This window comes from Ahrensia marina, assembly GCF_042140245.1.
GTDB lineage: Bacteria > Pseudomonadota > Alphaproteobacteria > Rhizobiales > MH13 > MH13.
The window spans coordinates 2,473,055-2,488,807 of record NZ_CP159483.1 but is presented as its reverse complement, the minus strand read 5'-3'; the positions used below and the strand labels follow the sequence as shown (position 1 = coordinate 2,488,807).

Genomic DNA, 15,753 nt, shown 5'->3' with positions numbered 1-15,753 from the left:
ACCGAAAGCCGCTACGCTTGGCCGCGCACATAAGGCTTTAGGCGCAGGGAAGCAAGAGGTTTCGTCTGCTTGGGACGCAAGCTGAGCCGCGACAGAAGAGCCGCCTATACAAGACGCTGCTTAGGACGTCGCAGCCTCGGCGCTGGCCGGCGCGGTCTGCAAAGGTGCCGGGCTTGGTGATGTTGCTGGCTCGGCGGGCGCTGCTGCATCGCCAAAGGTCACGATCACCGGGTTCGGGACATGATCATTCATCGCACCGGTCGAGGCATCAACCACCGCGCCAACCACACCACCAAGAACCAAGTTGCCCGCCATACCAGCCGCGCCTGCACCGGCAACTTGGGTGGTCACAGGCACAACTTGCGGCTCAAACCCTTCCAGATTGAAGGTTGCTGTAAAACTCTGATTGCGTGGCACTTCGAGCATACAGGGTGTCACACAGGTTTGCTGCAACGAGGTCAAAACCGTTGCGCCTGATGGCGTGCTTTCAAAGCTGACATCATTCGTTGTGCCACGCGTCACTGTCGCGCAGCCAGACAAAGCAACTGCCGAAACAGCACAAACAATCAGGTTTTTCATGGATTTCAGCCCCAATACGCAAAACACAGCCCGCTTGTTAGCCCAACAAGCAGTGTTGACCCAGTCTAAGGCCAAACGAATACCCATGCCAATCGGCTAGACGTCCAACACCAGGCCACATGAACTCAGAGGGTGTGGGAATGGTGCTGGCAGCAGGGTTCGAACCCGCGACCCCCTGATTACAAATCAGGTGCTCTACCAACTGAGCTATGCCAGCACTCCGCCAAGCTGATAATGCGGTGATCGTCGCGGCGCAAGAGGTTCTGCACGCAATTGTGTCCGGGCACGCTGCAGACCGGCTGTTGGATGATCCGCTTTGCTCGACCATCTGCCCTCGCACGTCTCTAAGCGTCCACAACACACGAAGAGGTGAACACGCAAAGCGATCCATTGCTTGCCGCTGCGTGGCTGGAGGCGCATGCTACGAAGGTCGAAACAGAAGGAGCATCAAGGGATGGAACCGCATCACCTGGTTGAAGCCTTTTTCTGGCTTATCGTTTTTGTCGTCGGCGGCACGATTGCAGACTACTTGCATCGCGCAGGCTATGTGATCAGCTTTTAAGGCGCGCGCAGTCAGCCATCTTGGCGTTGCGCAATGTACATGGCCAGAACGGCGGCATTGGACACATTGAGGCTGGCGAGCGCATCGCCGGTTAGGGGCAGTTTTGCCACGACCGTACAGGTGTCCATGGTTTTTTGGCGCAACCCCTTGCCTTCAGAGCCCATGACGAGCGCCACCGGTTGATCGCTGCTTTTGCGAAAAGCCTTGAGCGCAGCAGGCAACTCGGTGGTGGCTTCGCCATCCAGCCCGATAGCCAAGGTCCCGGCGTCCTTCAGCATCTGCAGACTGTCAGCCAAGTTGCGCACGGTGAGAATCGGCACCAGTTCGAAGGCGCCCGATGCGGCTTTGGCGAGCGTCGCAGTTTCGCGCGCAGCATGACGTGTGGTGGTGATCAACGCATCGGCATCAAAAGCTGCCGCTGAGCGCAAGATAGCGCCAACATTGTGCGGGTCCGTTACCTGATCAAGCACAATGGAAAACTTTGGGAACGGCGCTTCCAACGGCTGTTCAGGCAGCGGCTTGATCAGTGCGGCGATACCCTGATGCACCGTGTCATCGCCAAGCAACTCGTCCAACGCTTTCGGGTGCACCGTCTCAACCTCGATAGAGGCATGCGGCTGCATATCCAGGCGTTGCAAGGCGTTGGGCGTTGCCATCAGCTTGAAGACTTTGCGCCTCGGATTGCCGAGCGCCGCGCGCACCGCGTGCAGTCCATGCACGTGATAGGGTATCTCCGGCGCAGGGCCCTTCGCTTTGGGAGCAAAGCGCTTTGCCCGCTCGGCTTTGGTCTCACCGCCTTTCTTGGCAGCCTGTGAGGCCTTCAAGCGCTTGAAATTAGACCGCGGTTTGGCGGCGTTTTTGCGTGGGCCTGTGTCATCATTCATGAGGTTGCTGGCTCGCCTGCGAGAAGAAAGTGTTGAAGCGCGCTGTTAGCAGTCGCGCGAACGGATTGACAGCAAAGGTTCGAATGTTGATAACGCGCGGGCTTCGCAAGAGGCACACGCCAAGGGGCTTCGTGGAGGAGTGTCCGAGTGGTTAAAGGAGACGGACTGTAAATCCGTTCGCTTAGCGTACGCTGGTTCGAATCCAGCCTCCTCCACCATCCCTGAAGCTCTGGGCTTTCAGCCCAACCGCATGGGTGGTCAATTCGGTCGTGATCGTGATTGACGGCCTGTGGTGCAAAGCCCATCTTGCGACGGTGATCGCGGGTATAGCTCAATGGTAGAGCAGCAGCCTTCCAAGCTGAATATGCGGGTTCGATTCCCGCTACCCGCTCCATCTTTCTCCAGCTTTACGGCGCAAAATCTGATTGCAAGCCGTTCACCGTCGGCCTCAAACCCATTTCAAAGCAACAGCCTCTAGGCTATGAGCAGGTGGTAAAGCTGCACTATCAGCACACTATCTTGAGCGCTTGTACATCTCAGTTGGTAAATCACCTGATTTGCAGTTAGGGGGGGCGCGTTCGAACCCTGCTGCCAGCACCGTTTCTTTTTCAGTTAGCAACCATGTCGATTGTGAGCTCTAGGGGCCTAAGGAACGCGAACGTTATTCACGCGGCGCCTTGAATTCTATATGGGCCCAAAAATTTGCAGCACGTTCCTTAGCGTTCTTTTGTACATCACCTGACAGATCAAATCCGACGCCGTTCACGATGTTGTAGAGGCTTTCGATAATCTCAGCGGCTTTGGCGACCAGTTCAGACTCGTGGCCATATTTCATCTGTGGTTCTTTTCCAGTCTGCCTCGTCAACGAGTGCGCGATATGGGCATCTCGAACCTCCTTAACGCCTCGATAGAGTTCAGATCGGGCTAGGTGCCCTATTTCGTCAATAAGCTCTGGTATGCGCTTTTCTGCCCATTCCACGCGAAAGTCAGCTTCTGTTGCCGCAACCGACTGAATTTGCCGTTCGACTTCTTCGCGAAGCTCTGGGGCTAACTCTGGGTCGGCCATGATAAATGAACCGGCACGTTCTCTGCCTCCGACCTCCCGCAAAACGAGTGTTTGAACATCGCCATCGTCGAGAAGCTTGGCCACCACCGGTAGACTATCACGCATGATACTGTTTGGCGGGTCCAACAACTTGCAGGCCTTAATAATGCCAGCTTCCATAAGCTGGTCTCGTAGTACAAGATAAGCGTTGGCGAATTTTGACGGGGGTATCTTGGCAGCGACATCGTCGCCGTAAGAAACTTTCGCAGTCATGGCTACAAAATCGAATGCATTCTCAGCAAGAAAGGTGAGCGTTTTGATTTTTTCTTTTGCAGCGGCTAACTTTTCTGCCGCCGTCAGCTGTTCAAGCTGCTTGTCGATTTGTCTTGGCTTATTTGCCATATTCGGCGCTACCTGTTGCTATGGCGTCAAGAAATACTAGTCCGCAGCTTGCTCACGTTGATCTTTTCCCAGCCATCCAGATCGCAACCTCACTTTCACAAACCAAGATTGCCAGTCTAAGGTGGACCCCCGGGTCAAGCCCGGGGATGACGCCTTGGAAAGCAAGCGCCTACTCCGCCGCATCCGCTTTTGCCGGCTGGGTTTCGGTCAAGAACCCACCCGACTGACGACGCCACAGCTGGCTGTAGAGACCGCCAGCCTCAAGCAGGCTTTCATGCGTGCCGTCCTCAATAATCTGGCCTTTGTCCATCACAAGCAGCCGATCGAGCTCAGCAATCGTTGACAGCCTGTGCGCGATAGCGATTACCGTTTTGCCCGCCATCAGCTCGTAAAGGCTATCCTGGATCGCCGCTTCAACTTCAGTGTCAAGCGCTGAGGTCGCCTCGTCGAGCAGCAAGATCGGTGCGTTTTTCAAGAGCACACGAGCAATCGCAATCCGCTGACGCTGGCCGCCAGAGAGTTTCACACCGCGTTCGCCGACTTGGGCATCCAGCCCAACGTTTCCAGCCATATCCTCAAGGTCGTAGACAAAGCTTTCCGCGCGCGCCATCTCCACAGCGCGTCGAATGTCAGCTTCGCTGGCATCGGGGCGGCCATAGGCGATGTTGTCGCGCACAGAACGGTGCAACAGCGCCGTATCCTGCGTGACCACGCCAATATGCCGTCGCAAGGTATTTTGCTGTACCTCGGCAATGTTTTGACCGTCGATCAGCACCCCGCCCGCTTCCACGTCATGCAGACGCAGCAGCAGATTGACGAGTGTTGTCTTGCCGGCACCCGAGCGACCGATAAGCCCAACCTTTTCACCAGGCGCGATCGTGACAGTGAGATTCTCCATCACACCGCCATCCTTGCCATAGTGGAAGGAAACATTCTCGAACCGGATTTCACCGCGATCCACCTGCATTGTGGGTGCTTCGGGCTTGTCCTGCACCAAACGCGGCGTGGAGAGCATCGCCATGCCATCGTAAACGGTGCCGATGTTTTCAAACAGCGCCGCCATCTCCCACATGATCCATTGGGAAATGCCGTTAAGGCGCAGCGCCAGGCCCACTGCGACAGCAATCGCGCCAACCGAAATGGAGCCGGTCAACCAGAAGCCAATCGACATCGCACCCAGCGCAAACAGAAGCAGCATGTTGAGCGAGTAGAGCAGAATGTTGAACAGGCTCGACAGGCGCATCTGCGCGTGTACCGCTTGCAAAAACGGGTCCATCGCATCGCGGGCATAGTCTTCTTCATAGCCGGTATCGGCAAACAGCTTCACTGTAGTGATGTTGGTGTAGCTGTCCACGATCCGCCCCGTCATGTCGGAGCGCTTATCAGCCTGTATCTGCGCCACATCCCGCAGGCGGGGCACGAAATAGATCATGATGGCAAGGTAAAGCACCAGCCAGACCAGCATGGGGATAAGCAGGCGTATGTCCGCCGACGCCGCCACAAAAAGCGTGCCGATGAAGAAGGCGACCACATAGACCACCACATCGAAGAGCTTTAAAATGCTTTCGCGCACGGCCAGCGCCGTCTGCATCACTTTGGTCGCCACGCGGCCTGCAAACTCATTGGCGTAAAAAGCCTGGCTTTGCCCGAGCAGATACCGGTGCGCCAACCAGCGGATGCGCATGGGGTAGTTGCCAAGCAAGGTTTGGTGCACGATCAGCGTCTGCCAGATCACAGCGCCTGGAAGCACGATCAGCATCAAAAACGCCATCCAGATCAGCGTGTTGCGCTCATCGGCAAGAAAGGTTTCACGTTCGCTTGTGACCAACCAATCGACCACCTGGCCGAGGAAGGAATACACATAGACTTCACCAATGCCGATGAAGAACGCCAGCGCAGATGCCGTCAGCACAGCCGGCCACGCACCACGTGTGTAGTGCGCGCAGAACGCAATGAGCGTCGCCGGCGGTGTGACCGGTGGCTCAGGGGGAAACGGATCAAGGCGTCGCTCAAACCAGGCGAACATGAGGGGACCTCAGGCGCAAGCCATGCAACATGGCCAGTGGGTGGGGATACGAATCGGGAGGCGCAGACATCAAATGAATCCGCGAGCGAACAGTTTAGATCGACCAATCATGACAGCGCGAGGGCAGACCGGCAGGTTTTGTTCAAAACGGCAATCATTCTTGCCATACCGTGCCATTTAAGCGACACACCTTCCCCGCGTCCTACCTCCTAGCATGAGCCCACCATGTCGCAGACCCACTTCTCCCGCATCGGCTTCATGGCAAGCTCCGTTACCGAAGCGCAAAACGCCAAGGCACGCCTGCAAGAGCGCTATGGCACGCATGATCTGGGCAATTGCGATGTCATTGTTGCGCTAGGCGGTGACGGCCTGATGCTCTCGGCGCTGCATGATTTCATGAACACCGGCATCCCGATTTACGGTATGAACCGCGGCTCGGTCGGCTTTCTGATGAATGAGTATGCCGAAGACGGGTTGATCGAGCGTCTCGCCGCCGCCTTCCCAACGGTGATCCATCCGCTTTCCATGCAGGCCTGGGATGCCGATGGTGTGCTGCATGAAGCGCGCGCCCTCAATGAGGTCTCGCTTCTGCGGCAAACCTATCAGGCGGCTAAGCTGAAAATCTCCGTCGATGATCGGGTGCGTTTGGAGGAACTGATCTGCGATGGCGCTCTGGTGGCGACCCCGGCCGGATCGACGGCTTACAACCTGTCCGCCCATGGGCCTATCTTGCCGATCACCGCAACCATGCTAGCCCTCACGCCCATCAGCCCCTTCCGGCCAAGACGCTGGCGTGGAGCGATCCTGCCCTCCAACGCCAAAGTGCGCTTCGATGTGCTAGAGGCCGACAAGCGCCCGGTAGCGGTTGCCGCCGATGCACAAGAAACCCGCTCAGTGGTGCGCGTGGACATCATTGAATGCAGGACTGACAGCGCCAACATGCTGTTCGATCCCGATCACTCTTTGGAAGAACGCATCCTAAACGAGCAGTTCTCAGGATTTTAAACCAAAAATTGCATTAGTGTCTCGTGAATTAAGCTTATCCTAACACCGGTGTGGGATGGTTACAGATCGTTTCACTCTAACCACCAGCCGGCCGTGCCCCACGATTTCTCACAAATCAGCGTTCTGCTTGTTGATGACTCGCTCTACATGCGGCGATTGGTACGCTCGTTGCTGAACGGACTTGGCGTGCGCCATATCCTGGAAGCTGAAGATGGAGCGGCGGCGCTGGAGGTTTTTCAGCAAAACCCATGCGACATCATCATCACCGATTGGGTAATGCCGGTTTATGATGGATTGGAGCTGACAGCAGCGGTACGAAACCCAGACGGCGACAACCCGTACACTCCTATCATTATGCTGTCGGGTTACTCAGAACGCAGCCGCGTGGTGCAAGCCCGCGATGCCGGTGTCACGGAGTTTTTGTGCAAGCCGATATCCGCCCGACAGCTCTATCTGCGGCTTGAAAGCTGTATCGAACACCCGCGTCCCTTCATCCGCACACAAACCTTCTTCGGCCCTGACCGTCGCCGCTTCGTCCATCCAAACTACACGGGCGAGAAGAAGCGCGAGGGGGATGTCGATGATGATGATGATGTGGAAGTGGACGACACCTTGGATCACGAGGCTGACGCTGCGGTAGCAAAGTAACCTAAGCCGCAAAAAAGGGAATGCTTTGACGCCCAGCCTAACCCTCTGGCAACTCTTTTGCCGCTAGAGTGATAAGGCATTGCACAAGGCCTGCTGGGCTGAAATTGTGAGGAAGACCATGAGCAAGCCCATTGAAGCGGGTTCTTACGAAACGATCACACCGCCAAACACCTTGCAGAAAAAGGTGCGCAAGCTCACTGGTCGTGACGCAAAATTTGACCCCGTTGAAAAGGCTGAGCAGGCCGTCAAGCGCCTTTCGGTGAACTTCGCCGACTGGATGGCCGAAGAGGTTGAGCGCCTCATGGAGATTTGGGAAGCCAACAAACAGGCTGGTTTTTCTGAAGAAGCACGCGGTGCCCTCTATCGCGCGGCCCATGATATGCGTGGCCAAGCGTCCACACTTGGCTTTCCGTCAGTGGGAAAAATTGCCGGTGTTTTCTGTGACATCATGGATGCCAAAGGCAAACACGATATCCCCAACTCGTTCCTGGAAAAATACATCACCGCCATTCGCGCCATCGCGCGCGAAACCAAGGCGGGGGAAGACAACAGCATTGCCATCACATTGGCCGATGAGCTGTCCAAAGCCGGTGCTGAGATGATCGCCAAAGTCCACGACCAGGACCCGAAGGCCGCCTAGTCGAGCAGCCAATCCCAAACTTTACGCTGCCAACTGTCGTTCTTGCCTGTCGGCGTCTGATCCTTCGACGCTCAGCAGATCTCCGTCCAAGGCATCACTTACCAAAGCATCCACCGTCATCGCCAAGGCTTCGCCAGGCTCACCCTCGGTGAACATAGCCTCAAGATCACTCACCTCTGGCAAGCGGCTTGCGACGGTGTAGGCGCGCGCTTCGGCCTGCATGATATCGGCGGCAATGCTGTGACAGAGCGCCACCGTCGCATCAGACGCATCCCCCGAACCAACACCATCAAGCGCATCCATCGACGCATCAGCATTGCGTTGGTCAACAACCTCAATCAGCGTTTCAGCGAAAAACGAGGCCGTCCAATCAACATCGGAACGGGCCAGCTCACGGGCAAGCACCAGCGCCATGGAAAGCACGCTGCGCACGGTTTCGCTCAACCCGGTTTTCTTGAGCAGCGTCGCAGCGACAACCGGACGGGCATGCACGAAAGCACTGCGAACACGCTCCATGGAGACATCGCAAAGCCGCGCTACCAAGGCCTCCAGCGTCAGAATCTCGCCCGAGAGGGCCGCCCGCAAAATGAAGGCAGGTGTGACAACGCCTCGCGCGTACAACACCCCTGTGGCCTGCCAGCAAGCCTTTGGGCTCAAGCGTGCCAAAACTTCCAGAACAGCACGTTCGCGTGCAGCTTTGGTCAACCGTTCCAAGCGCTTGTCTGGCACCAGAGCCCGCACGAATTCGTTGGCCTGATAGGCCTGGGCACACGACGCAACCAAAAGACACTCATGCTCCGGCGACAAGCGACGGTTGGCCTGGAGGGTTTCCAAGGCATCGGCGTCGCCGGCAAAACGATCAATGAAAGCGTGCAGATCATCGTCGGTCAGCGATACGTGCGGATTGCTCACCAGCGCCTTGCAGGCTGTTGCACACGCACGTGCGATCAATTGATCGATCAGCATACGGTTCAAATCCACACGCTGCGCAATCGCTTCTTCCAAGCGCGGCTCTGCGCGGTACAGAGCATCCATCAGGTGCGACGCGAGCAAAACGGGCGACCGAGCATAAAGTGACGCGCTGACCGCTGGCACATCGTCCAGCAGCCGTAACACCAAGGCACGCGGTGCATCGCGGCGGTCGGCGAAAATGGCGGCCAAGCGCTCGCGCACACCAACGCTGGAATCATCAACCAATGCAAAAAGGCCCGTCAGGACCTTACGGCGATCATCTTCATCCAACTCAGAATGAAGATAGGAGCGCGCCAAAGCATCAGCTGCTTCGATCCTGCGCTCTCGCGGCGCACTTTTTGACCACTCAAGAAACGCATCAACAATCATACTGGTGGCGCCAACTCCGAGGCGATGGGGATACCGGCAGGGTTGCGGTATGAGCTGGTAAGCTGACCGCTCTGCACGAACGTGACCAAGTCAAGCGGCTGCCCCACGCTGGACGGATGCGCCACAGGGTTTGGAGGCACAGCCCCAGAACCACCGGGGATCGGTGCACTGACCGGCTCGCCATGGGTTGCCACCAGGTCTTCGGCAACCTCCGGCACTGCCACACCATCAGGTCGATAAAGCGCGGCGAAAAAGGGCACAGCGCCGCGCCCAGCGGGCGAGAACAGCCCCATCTGCGCAAACTGATCAGGCTCTACCGCCTCCGGCAAAGCATCAAACCCTGCAGGTTCCAATGACAAGGGTTGGCTTGGATCACGCGGCGCAACCGGCGCGGAGGCAGTCGGCGCCGTCGCTGTGGCCACCGGGCTCTGAAGGCCCTGTGTTGAAACAGGATCGGTTGGGAAGCCGTCCACCAGTCGGTCGTAGAGCTGACGCACGGAGACCGGCTCACCTGAGCGATCGTAGAACAAACCACGATTGGCCGCTGCCTGTGTGGGAAAAACCTCAGCAGCCACTCGGTTGGGCTGCTGTTCAGACAAAGAGATCAACCGGGAAGCACCGGACGGACCGAACACATGGGCAACATACCCCTCGCCCACGGTCACCTGGCGCCCCAGAGCATTCTGCAGGTCAGCCGCATTCTCTTGCAGGTAGAGACCGCTCATCACAGCTGAAAGCTGCGGATCGTGCCGCATCGCCAACACGGTTTCGCGAGCCTGCGGATCATCCATCACGAAACGACCGTCGGACCGGCGCGCAATGGCTGCCGCCTCATCCGCCAAGCCAAGGCTCGCACCGTGCTCATGCACCATGCCGAGCCACGTCTGCTCGATAAATTGGAACGGCCCACGCGCTGAGGATGTGCTGGCAGCCGCATTCACGTCCAAGCTGCTCTCGCGCATCGCCGTGGTCATGAAGAAATCAAACGGCAGACCGGTGGTTTCCGATGCTGCTGCAAAGGCTTGCTCAATGCGTACCGGCGATCCAGCCGCGCGTGTTGGGTCCGCTGGGCGTGTTGCCGCCGCATCAGAAACACCAAACAGAGACAAAAAGGATTGCACCGCACCACCCCGCCAATCAGCGCTTAGTGTCGGCTCGTTATGGTAAATGGGGGCTTAACGCGGCTTGCTCCACGCAGGATCACGTGTGGATTTGCAGGCGTTTAAGGCTGTTTTGGCCGGGATTTGGCAATGATGGTGCTTGCAACCGCGTAATCCAGATAGCCACAGCGGGCCATCAGCGACGCTTTGCTCGAATCAAAGCGACCATCCTCGGTTACGTAATCATCATGGATATGCACACCGACCACTTGCCCAAACACCATATGGTAGCGGCTTGGCACACCGTCTTTGTCCAGCGGCTGCATGATCTGCGTCACAATGCATTCCAGCGCCGAAGGCGCGTCCACCAAACGCGGCGCATCCACGCGCTCAGCATCCACGCTGGCAAGCCCTGTGGCTTCGATCTCGCTAACACCGCGTGCGTAGGCGGCAGAGCTTTGGTTCATAGCGTCAAACAACGTTGCAGATACGCTGTGAGCGACAAAGCAACCTGACTCACGCGCAAAGCTAAGCGAGTCTTTTTCGCCATCTGAAGAAAAAACGATGATCGGCGGCTCATCGCTGACGGCGTTGAAAAAACTGTAGGGCGAGAGGTTTTCAGCGCCGCTCTTGCTGCGCGTTGCAATCCATCCAATGGGCCGTGGTGCCACCAACGCCTTAAATGGATTGTGGCGAAACGGGTGGCCAAGGCTTGGCTCGTAAAACATCAAACTGCCCTAGACCGACAACGTCGTGAGATGATCATCCACCGCCGGTCGCGGTCGCTGCGTGGGCGGCACGGTTGGCGTGCCGATATGGATGAAACCGGCAATTTTCTCATCCTTGCTCACACCGAGAAGTGCTTTGGCATCAGCGTTGTACGTGGCCCAGCCGGTCAACCATTGCGCAGCATACCCCATGGCGTGGGCGCCCATGATCAGGTTCATCGTGCTTGCACCAACGGAAAGCTCCTGCTCCCAAATCGGGATTTTCACATGCTCAGCGGCCGTGCTCACCACAACCAAGCACAGCGGGGCCTGCACAAAGATGCTATCGACTTTATCGCGGCTCTCCACCGGCAGATCAGGCTCGTCAATCTCGCGTAGTGCCCGCAGTTTCGGCGCAAGCGTCTTGCGCACGTCTTGAGTGAGCGCAATAAATCGCCAGGGCGCCAGCTTGCCGTGATCGGGCACGCGCATCGCGATGGTGATCAGCTCGCGCAGCTCATCTGCGCTTGGCCCAGGTGCATCCAGAAACGCCGCAGTGACGGTGCGCCGTGTATTGAGAAGGTCCAACGTCGTTGGCTCACGCATTGATGTCTTTCTCCTGTGCTAGACGGCATTCACTGCACACAGCACGACCACGGGTCTCATTGCCCTTGAAGGGTCGGGGCCACTTTGGCAAAACCATGCGTGTGTCACCACGTGTGTGCACATGTGAGTCGCGCTTTGCAGTGTTGTGCATTCCCATGCAGTACCTGCACCACCTTGAAATCGCCATACCCAGTGGCTCGAACGGAACCATGCTCGCCAAACCTTTCCCCTTCGGACGTCTTGCCGCCTGGCTCTGTTGTTGCGGCCTCGCAATCAGTGCGGCCCTGCCCCTGCAGGCACCACCCGCGCTTGCCCAATCTGAAACAGAGCGCCAGGCACCACCGAACCCAATCGCGCGCCCGGCCGAGATTGTCTCGACGCCTTTGACACCTGGCGATCAGCCAGCCCCCGATCCGTTTGCCCTTGAAACCGACGGGTTGCAAACGCTTGATCCATCAGCCGTTTCTCCCTTGGCGGAGCCGAGCTTCGAGGTTGTGATCCCCAACCTTGAAGCCGCTGGTGTACCGGTGCAGTTCTCCGCCGTGCTCAATGATGGCGGACCACGTCTCCAGCGAGATCTCATTTGGACGGTTTACGCATTGGGGGATGACGAAATCAATGATAACGATCTTGTCCTCAACTCCCAAGGCGGAACGCTAGATGCCCAGCTGCCACCGGGCAGCTACATCGTGCACGTCTCCTATGGGCTTGCCACGCTCTCGCGCCCCTTGACCGTTGGCCAAGGCGGGCTGAGCGAACTGTTTGACCTCAACGCTGGGGGCATGTCGCTGCGTGCCGCGATCTCCAGCGACAATTTTCTGCCCAACGAAGCCGTGACCTTCCAGGTGTTTCCAGAATCAGTGGAAGACTTTGAAACCACGCGCCCCCTCGCCCGTGACATCGACGAGCGCGCTGTTCTGGTTGTCCCCGCCGGGCGCTACACCATTGTTAGCCGCTATGGCGATGTGAATGCGATTGTGCGCGCACAGATCGATGTCGAGCCCGGCCAGCTCACCGAGGCGGTGATGTTCCACAACGCTGCGCAGATCACGCTGAAGCTGGTGAACGAACCCAATGGCGAGGCGCTGCCCAACACGGCCTGGAGCGTGCTGAACCCAGGCGGCGACATTGTGCGTGAGTTTGTTGGCGCCTTCCCGACGATGGTTCTGTCCGAAGGTGACTACACGATCATTGCACGCCATGACGGCCAGGTTTTCAGCCGCGAGTTCGCCGTCGTCTCCGGCGTCAACCGCGAAGAAGAACTGGTCGCCCAATAGGCCGGAATTCAAGCAGGCGGTCTGCCGGAAAAAGCGGACGGTCCGCCACTAGTCTGCTCTTCGTCCGCCTGCCGTCCGCCCTTAGTCCGCATGATGGAGCAGACGGTCCGCTCGTTGTTCTTGTCTTTGCACGCCAAACATGAGGCTCCATGACTGACACACCTGATCAACGCCGCGCGCGCGGCACGCGTATTTTGGATGAGTTGCACCCCGATGCCTACGGCGCGGTCAAGGAGGCGATGGCCGACATCGCGCCCGACTTTGCCGACTTCATCAGCGATTTTGCTTTCGGTGATATCTATGGCCGTGACGCGCTGGCGCTACGCGATCGACAGATCACCACCATTGCAGCCTTGGCGGCAATCGGGACCGCCGCTCCCCAGCTCAAAGTCCACATTCAGGCCGGTTTGCGTGTTGGCTTGTCACGCGAGCAAGTGGTTGAAATTTTGATACAAATCGCTGTTTACGCGGGGTTCCCCGCAGCGCTCAACGCCCTGGCCGTGGCCAAAGAGGCGTTTGCCGAGCTGGATGAAAAAACACCCGGCGCTTAGAGACGCCGGGCGCTCAATCATTTGGCCGCCAAACGAGCAATATCAGGTGGCGTCGCCTCTTCTTTGAGACTGGACAAGGCTTCGTCCAAGCTCATGGCCGTTTGGTGTTTGACGCCAAGACGACGCACATTCACCGAACGCTCGTCTGCTTCGCGATTACCAACCACCAAGATCACCGGCACTTTTTGCAATGAGTGCTCGCGAACCTTGTAGTTGATTTTCTCATTGCGATTATCCAGTTCAGCATTGAAATCATTGGCCAAAAGCGCCTCATAGACTTCACGCGCATAAGCGTCGGCGTCCTGGGTGATGGTTGCCACCACAACTTGCGTCGGCGCCATCCACAGCGGGAAGTGCCCGGCATAGCTCTCGATCAAGATGCCAAGGAACCGTTCCAGTGAGCCACAGATCGCCCGATGCACCATCACCGGCTGAACCTTGTCGCCATCCTTGTCGACGTAAAACGCGCCAAACCGTTCCGGCAGATTGAAGTCCACTTGCGTTGTGCCAAGCTGCCAATCACGACCGATAGCATCTTTCAACGTATACTCGAACTTTGGCCCGTAAAACGTTCCCTCGCCTTCATTAATTCCGATTTTGATACGCGGGTCTTCAGCCGCCATACGCTCCAGCGAGCGCTTCAAAATCTCTTCGGCGTGATCCCAAGCAGCATCGGTTCCAACGCGTTTCTCAGGCCGCGTGGCGAGCTTCACTTCAACCTCTTGGAAGCCGAAATCCTCATAGACCGACATCATCAGATCGTTGATCTTCAGAATTTCTGATTCCAGCTGGTCTTCAGTGCAGAACACATGCGCATCGTCCTGCGTGAACGCCCGCACCCGCAACAAGCCATGCAGCGCACCGGAAGGCTCGTACCGGTGTACCGCACCAAACTCCGCTAAGCGCAGCGGCAGATCACGGTAGCTTTTCAGGCCGTGTTTGAAGATTTGAACGTGCCCAGGGCAGTTCATGGGTTTGAGCGCAAACACCCTTTGATCAACGCTCTCATCATCAGGCTTCACCAAACCATCGGCGGCCTTCACCCCGAACATGTTCTCCGAATACCAGCCCCAGTGACCAGAGGTCTCCCAAAGCGATTTATCCAGCACCTGTGGGGCGTTGACCTCTTTATAGCCATCCTTGCAGATGCGGCGGCGCATATAGCTGGTGAGGTTTTGGAAAAGCGTCCAACCCTTGGGGTGCCAAAAGACAGTGCCCGGCCCTTCTTCCTGGAAATGAAAAAGGTCCATCTCGCGGCCAAGCTTGCGATGGTCGCGCTTCTCGGCCTCTTCCAGCATATGGAGATAGGCTTTGAGGCCCTTCTCGTCGGCCCAAGCCGTGCCATAGATGCGGGTCAGCATCTGATTGTTGGAATCGCCGCGCCAATAGGCGCCCGCCACCTTCATCAGCTTGAAGGCCTGACCGATCTGACCTGTTGTTGCCATATGCGGACCACGGCAGAGGTCGAACCAATCGCCCTGGAAATAGATCTTGACGTCCTCGCCATCGGGAATGGCGTCCAGAAGCTCAACCTTGAAGTCTTCGCCCTTCTCTTTGAACACCTCAGCGGTTTTCTCGCGGCTCCAAACCTCTTTGGTGAAGGGTTTGTTGCGCGCGACAATCTCGCGCATCTTCTTTTCGATGATCGGCAAGTCTTCTGTCGTGAAAGGTTCATCACGATAAAAATCGTAGAAAAAGCCGTTCTCGATCACCGGGCCAATGGTGACCTGCGTGCCAGGCCAAAGCTCCTGCACCGCCTCGGCCATCACATGAGCGGCGTCATGGCGGATCAGCTCAGTGGCACGCGGATCATCACGGGTGACGATCTCAACGGTGGCGCCATCTGGCAACGGGTCGGACAGATCGCCAACGGTGCCATCGACGGCAACAGCAACGGCTTTTTTGGCCAATGATTTGGAAATGGAAGCTGCCAGATCAGCGCCCGTCGCGCCGTCATCCAGCGCGCGTTCTGATCCATCAGGCATAGTAAGAGAGGGCATTGTCATCGCTCCTTTGGCTCAACTCCTGCCTACAAGTGCAGGTAAGCGCGAAAAAGTGTGATCAGCGGTGCGTTTCTAATCCGGCAACCGGTGATCTTCTGGGATATGAGCACCAGTCCAGTGCCCATAGCGCCACGGCGTATACCAGCGCGCGGCAGGGTTCAAGCGCTCAGGAACCGGGTCCAGTCCAGATGAGCCCAGCGGCCGGCACCGCCAGATACGGGCGGCCCCCATCCAGACACCTGGCCAGGCGCCATGCGTGGCAATCGCCTCATCTGTGTAGGATGAACAGGAGGGAATATGACGGCAGGTGCGCCCAAAAATCGAGGAAAGAGTGAGCTGATAAAAACGAATGAACCCGCGCAGGATCGTTTTCACGA

At 57.5% G+C, this 15,753-nt stretch carries 15 protein-coding genes and 3 tRNA genes; 7 read left to right on the top strand and 11 right to left on the bottom strand.

What is annotated here, in order from left to right; all coding sequences use genetic code 11:
* Nucleotides 1–120 precede the first annotated feature (120 nt).
* From ABWH92_RS12125 to ABWH92_RS12115, 3 genes are all read right to left on the bottom strand, one after another.
* Nucleotides 121–579, bottom strand: a complete 459-nt coding sequence (locus tag ABWH92_RS12125; protein WP_375568695.1) for a translation initiation factor 2 — start codon at nt 577–579, stop codon at nt 121–123.
* Between the two features lie 141 nt (nt 580–720).
* Nucleotides 721–796: transfer RNA gene (locus tag ABWH92_RS12120), tRNA-Thr, on the bottom strand.
* 356 nt (nt 797–1,152) lie between these two features.
* Complete coding sequence (locus ABWH92_RS12115) at nt 1,153–2,025, bottom strand: TrmH family RNA methyltransferase (RefSeq protein ID WP_375568693.1); 873 nt, start codon at nt 2,023–2,025, stop codon at nt 1,153–1,155.
* A gap of 133 nt (nt 2,026–2,158) precedes the next feature.
* Between ABWH92_RS12115 and ABWH92_RS12110 the strand changes: the two genes are divergently transcribed.
* Both ABWH92_RS12110 and ABWH92_RS12105 read left to right on the top strand, forming a co-directional pair.
* A tRNA-Tyr gene (locus ABWH92_RS12110) sits at nt 2,159–2,243 on the top strand.
* Between the two features lie 102 nt (nt 2,244–2,345).
* Nucleotides 2,346–2,419: transfer RNA gene (locus ABWH92_RS12105), tRNA-Gly, on the top strand.
* A gap of 267 nt (nt 2,420–2,686) precedes the next feature.
* Here ABWH92_RS12105 and ABWH92_RS12100 read toward each other — a convergent pair.
* Nucleotides 2,687–3,472, bottom strand: a complete 786-nt coding sequence (locus ABWH92_RS12100) for a hypothetical protein (RefSeq protein ID WP_375568691.1) — start codon at nt 3,470–3,472, stop codon at nt 2,687–2,689.
* Between the two features lie 169 nt (nt 3,473–3,641).
* Complete coding sequence (locus ABWH92_RS12095) at nt 3,642–5,498, bottom strand: ABC transporter ATP-binding protein (protein WP_375568689.1); 1,857 nt, start codon at nt 5,496–5,498, stop codon at nt 3,642–3,644.
* 225 nt (nt 5,499–5,723) lie between these two features.
* On the opposite strand from ABWH92_RS12095, the gene ABWH92_RS12090 reads away from it, so the two are divergent.
* The 3 genes from ABWH92_RS12090 (at nt 5,724) to ABWH92_RS12080 (ending at nt 7,791) form a co-directional block, all read left to right on the top strand.
* Complete coding sequence (locus ABWH92_RS12090) at nt 5,724–6,503, top strand: NAD kinase (protein WP_375568687.1); 780 nt, start codon at nt 5,724–5,726, stop codon at nt 6,501–6,503.
* Between the two features lie 93 nt (nt 6,504–6,596).
* Complete coding sequence (locus ABWH92_RS12085; protein ID WP_375568686.1) at nt 6,597–7,151, top strand: response regulator; 555 nt, start codon at nt 6,597–6,599, stop codon at nt 7,149–7,151.
* Nucleotides 7,152–7,269: 118 nt separating this feature from the next.
* Nucleotides 7,270–7,791: an Hpt domain-containing protein gene (locus tag ABWH92_RS12080; protein WP_375568685.1), complete on the top strand. Its 522-nt coding sequence runs from the start codon at nt 7,270–7,272 to the stop codon at nt 7,789–7,791.
* A 21-nt stretch (nt 7,792–7,812) separates the two neighbouring features.
* On the opposite strand, the gene ABWH92_RS12075 is transcribed toward ABWH92_RS12080, so the two are convergent.
* The 4 genes from ABWH92_RS12075 to ABWH92_RS12060 form a co-directional block, all read right to left on the bottom strand.
* The gene (locus ABWH92_RS12075; protein WP_375568684.1) at nt 7,813–9,132 is read right to left on the bottom strand and encodes a DUF2336 domain-containing protein; all 1,320 of its coding nucleotides are present in this window, start codon (nt 9,130–9,132) and stop codon (nt 7,813–7,815) included.
* Entirely contained in the window at nt 9,129–10,253 is a 1,125-nt protein-coding gene (locus ABWH92_RS12070; protein ID WP_375568682.1) for a hypothetical protein, read from the bottom strand. Before ABWH92_RS12070 ends, ABWH92_RS12075 begins: the two co-directional genes overlap by 4 nt.
* 101 nt (nt 10,254–10,354) lie before the next feature.
* Nucleotides 10,355–10,960, bottom strand: a complete 606-nt coding sequence (locus tag ABWH92_RS12065; RefSeq protein ID WP_375568680.1) for a flavin reductase family protein — start codon at nt 10,958–10,960, stop codon at nt 10,355–10,357.
* A gap of 9 nt (nt 10,961–10,969) precedes the next feature.
* A complete protein-coding gene (locus ABWH92_RS12060; RefSeq protein ID WP_375568678.1) occupies nt 10,970–11,545 on the bottom strand; it encodes a nitroreductase in 576 nt (191 codons plus the stop codon).
* Nucleotides 11,546–11,700: 155 nt separating this feature from the next.
* Here ABWH92_RS12060 and ABWH92_RS12055 point away from each other — a divergent pair, with 155 nt between their 5' ends.
* Both ABWH92_RS12055 and ABWH92_RS12050 read left to right on the top strand, forming a co-directional pair.
* Nucleotides 11,701–12,822, top strand: coding sequence for a hypothetical protein (locus ABWH92_RS12055; RefSeq protein WP_375568676.1), 1,122 nt, complete (start codon nt 11,701–11,703; stop codon nt 12,820–12,822).
* A gap of 149 nt (nt 12,823–12,971) precedes the next feature.
* Nucleotides 12,972–13,373: a carboxymuconolactone decarboxylase family protein gene (locus tag ABWH92_RS12050; RefSeq protein WP_375568675.1), complete on the top strand. Its 402-nt coding sequence runs from the start codon at nt 12,972–12,974 to the stop codon at nt 13,371–13,373.
* A 17-nt stretch (nt 13,374–13,390) separates the two neighbouring features.
* Here ABWH92_RS12050 and thrS read toward each other — a convergent pair whose 3' ends face one another.
* Nucleotides 13,391–15,373, bottom strand: coding sequence for a threonine--tRNA ligase (thrS, locus tag ABWH92_RS12045; protein WP_375568673.1), 1,983 nt, complete (start codon nt 15,371–15,373; stop codon nt 13,391–13,393).
* 75 nt (nt 15,374–15,448) lie between these two features.
* Nucleotides 15,449–15,751 carry a membrane protein insertion efficiency factor YidD gene (gene yidD, locus ABWH92_RS12040; protein WP_375568672.1) on the bottom strand — a complete coding sequence of 101 codons (303 nt, stop codon included), beginning with the start codon at nt 15,749–15,751 and terminating at the stop codon, nt 15,449–15,451.
* Nucleotides 15,752–15,753 lie beyond the last annotated feature (2 nt).

What these genes read in the sequence shown, in the direction of transcription:
- ABWH92_RS12125 (WP_375568695.1), bottom strand. Translation starts at nt 579, where the DNA reads ATGAAAAACCTGATTGTTTGTGCTGTTTCGGCAGTTGCTTTGTCTGGC.
- ABWH92_RS12115 (WP_375568693.1), bottom strand. Translation starts at nt 2,025, where the DNA reads ATGAATGATGACACAGGCCCACGCAAAAACGCCGCCAAACCGCGGTCT.
- ABWH92_RS12100 (WP_375568691.1), bottom strand. Translation starts at nt 3,472, where the DNA reads ATGGCAAATAAGCCAAGACAAATCGACAAGCAGCTTGAACAGCTGACG.
- ABWH92_RS12095 (WP_375568689.1), bottom strand. Translation starts at nt 5,498, where the DNA reads ATGTTCGCCTGGTTTGAGCGACGCCTTGATCCGTTTCCCCCTGAGCCA.
- ABWH92_RS12090 (WP_375568687.1), top strand. Translation starts at nt 5,724, where the DNA reads ATGTCGCAGACCCACTTCTCCCGCATCGGCTTCATGGCAAGCTCCGTT.
- ABWH92_RS12080 (WP_375568685.1), top strand. Translation starts at nt 7,270, where the DNA reads ATGAGCAAGCCCATTGAAGCGGGTTCTTACGAAACGATCACACCGCCA.
- ABWH92_RS12075 (WP_375568684.1), bottom strand. Translation starts at nt 9,132, where the DNA reads ATGATTGTTGATGCGTTTCTTGAGTGGTCAAAAAGTGCGCCGCGAGAG.
- ABWH92_RS12065 (WP_375568680.1), bottom strand. Translation starts at nt 10,960, where the DNA reads ATGTTTTACGAGCCAAGCCTTGGCCACCCGTTTCGCCACAATCCATTT.
- ABWH92_RS12060 (WP_375568678.1), bottom strand. Translation starts at nt 11,545, where the DNA reads ATGCGTGAGCCAACGACGTTGGACCTTCTCAATACACGGCGCACCGTC.
- ABWH92_RS12055 (WP_375568676.1), top strand. Translation starts at nt 11,701, where the DNA reads ATGCAGTACCTGCACCACCTTGAAATCGCCATACCCAGTGGCTCGAAC.
- ABWH92_RS12050 (WP_375568675.1), top strand. Translation starts at nt 12,972, where the DNA reads ATGACTGACACACCTGATCAACGCCGCGCGCGCGGCACGCGTATTTTG.
- thrS (WP_375568673.1), bottom strand. Translation starts at nt 15,373, where the DNA reads ATGCCCTCTCTTACTATGCCTGATGGATCAGAACGCGCGCTGGATGAC.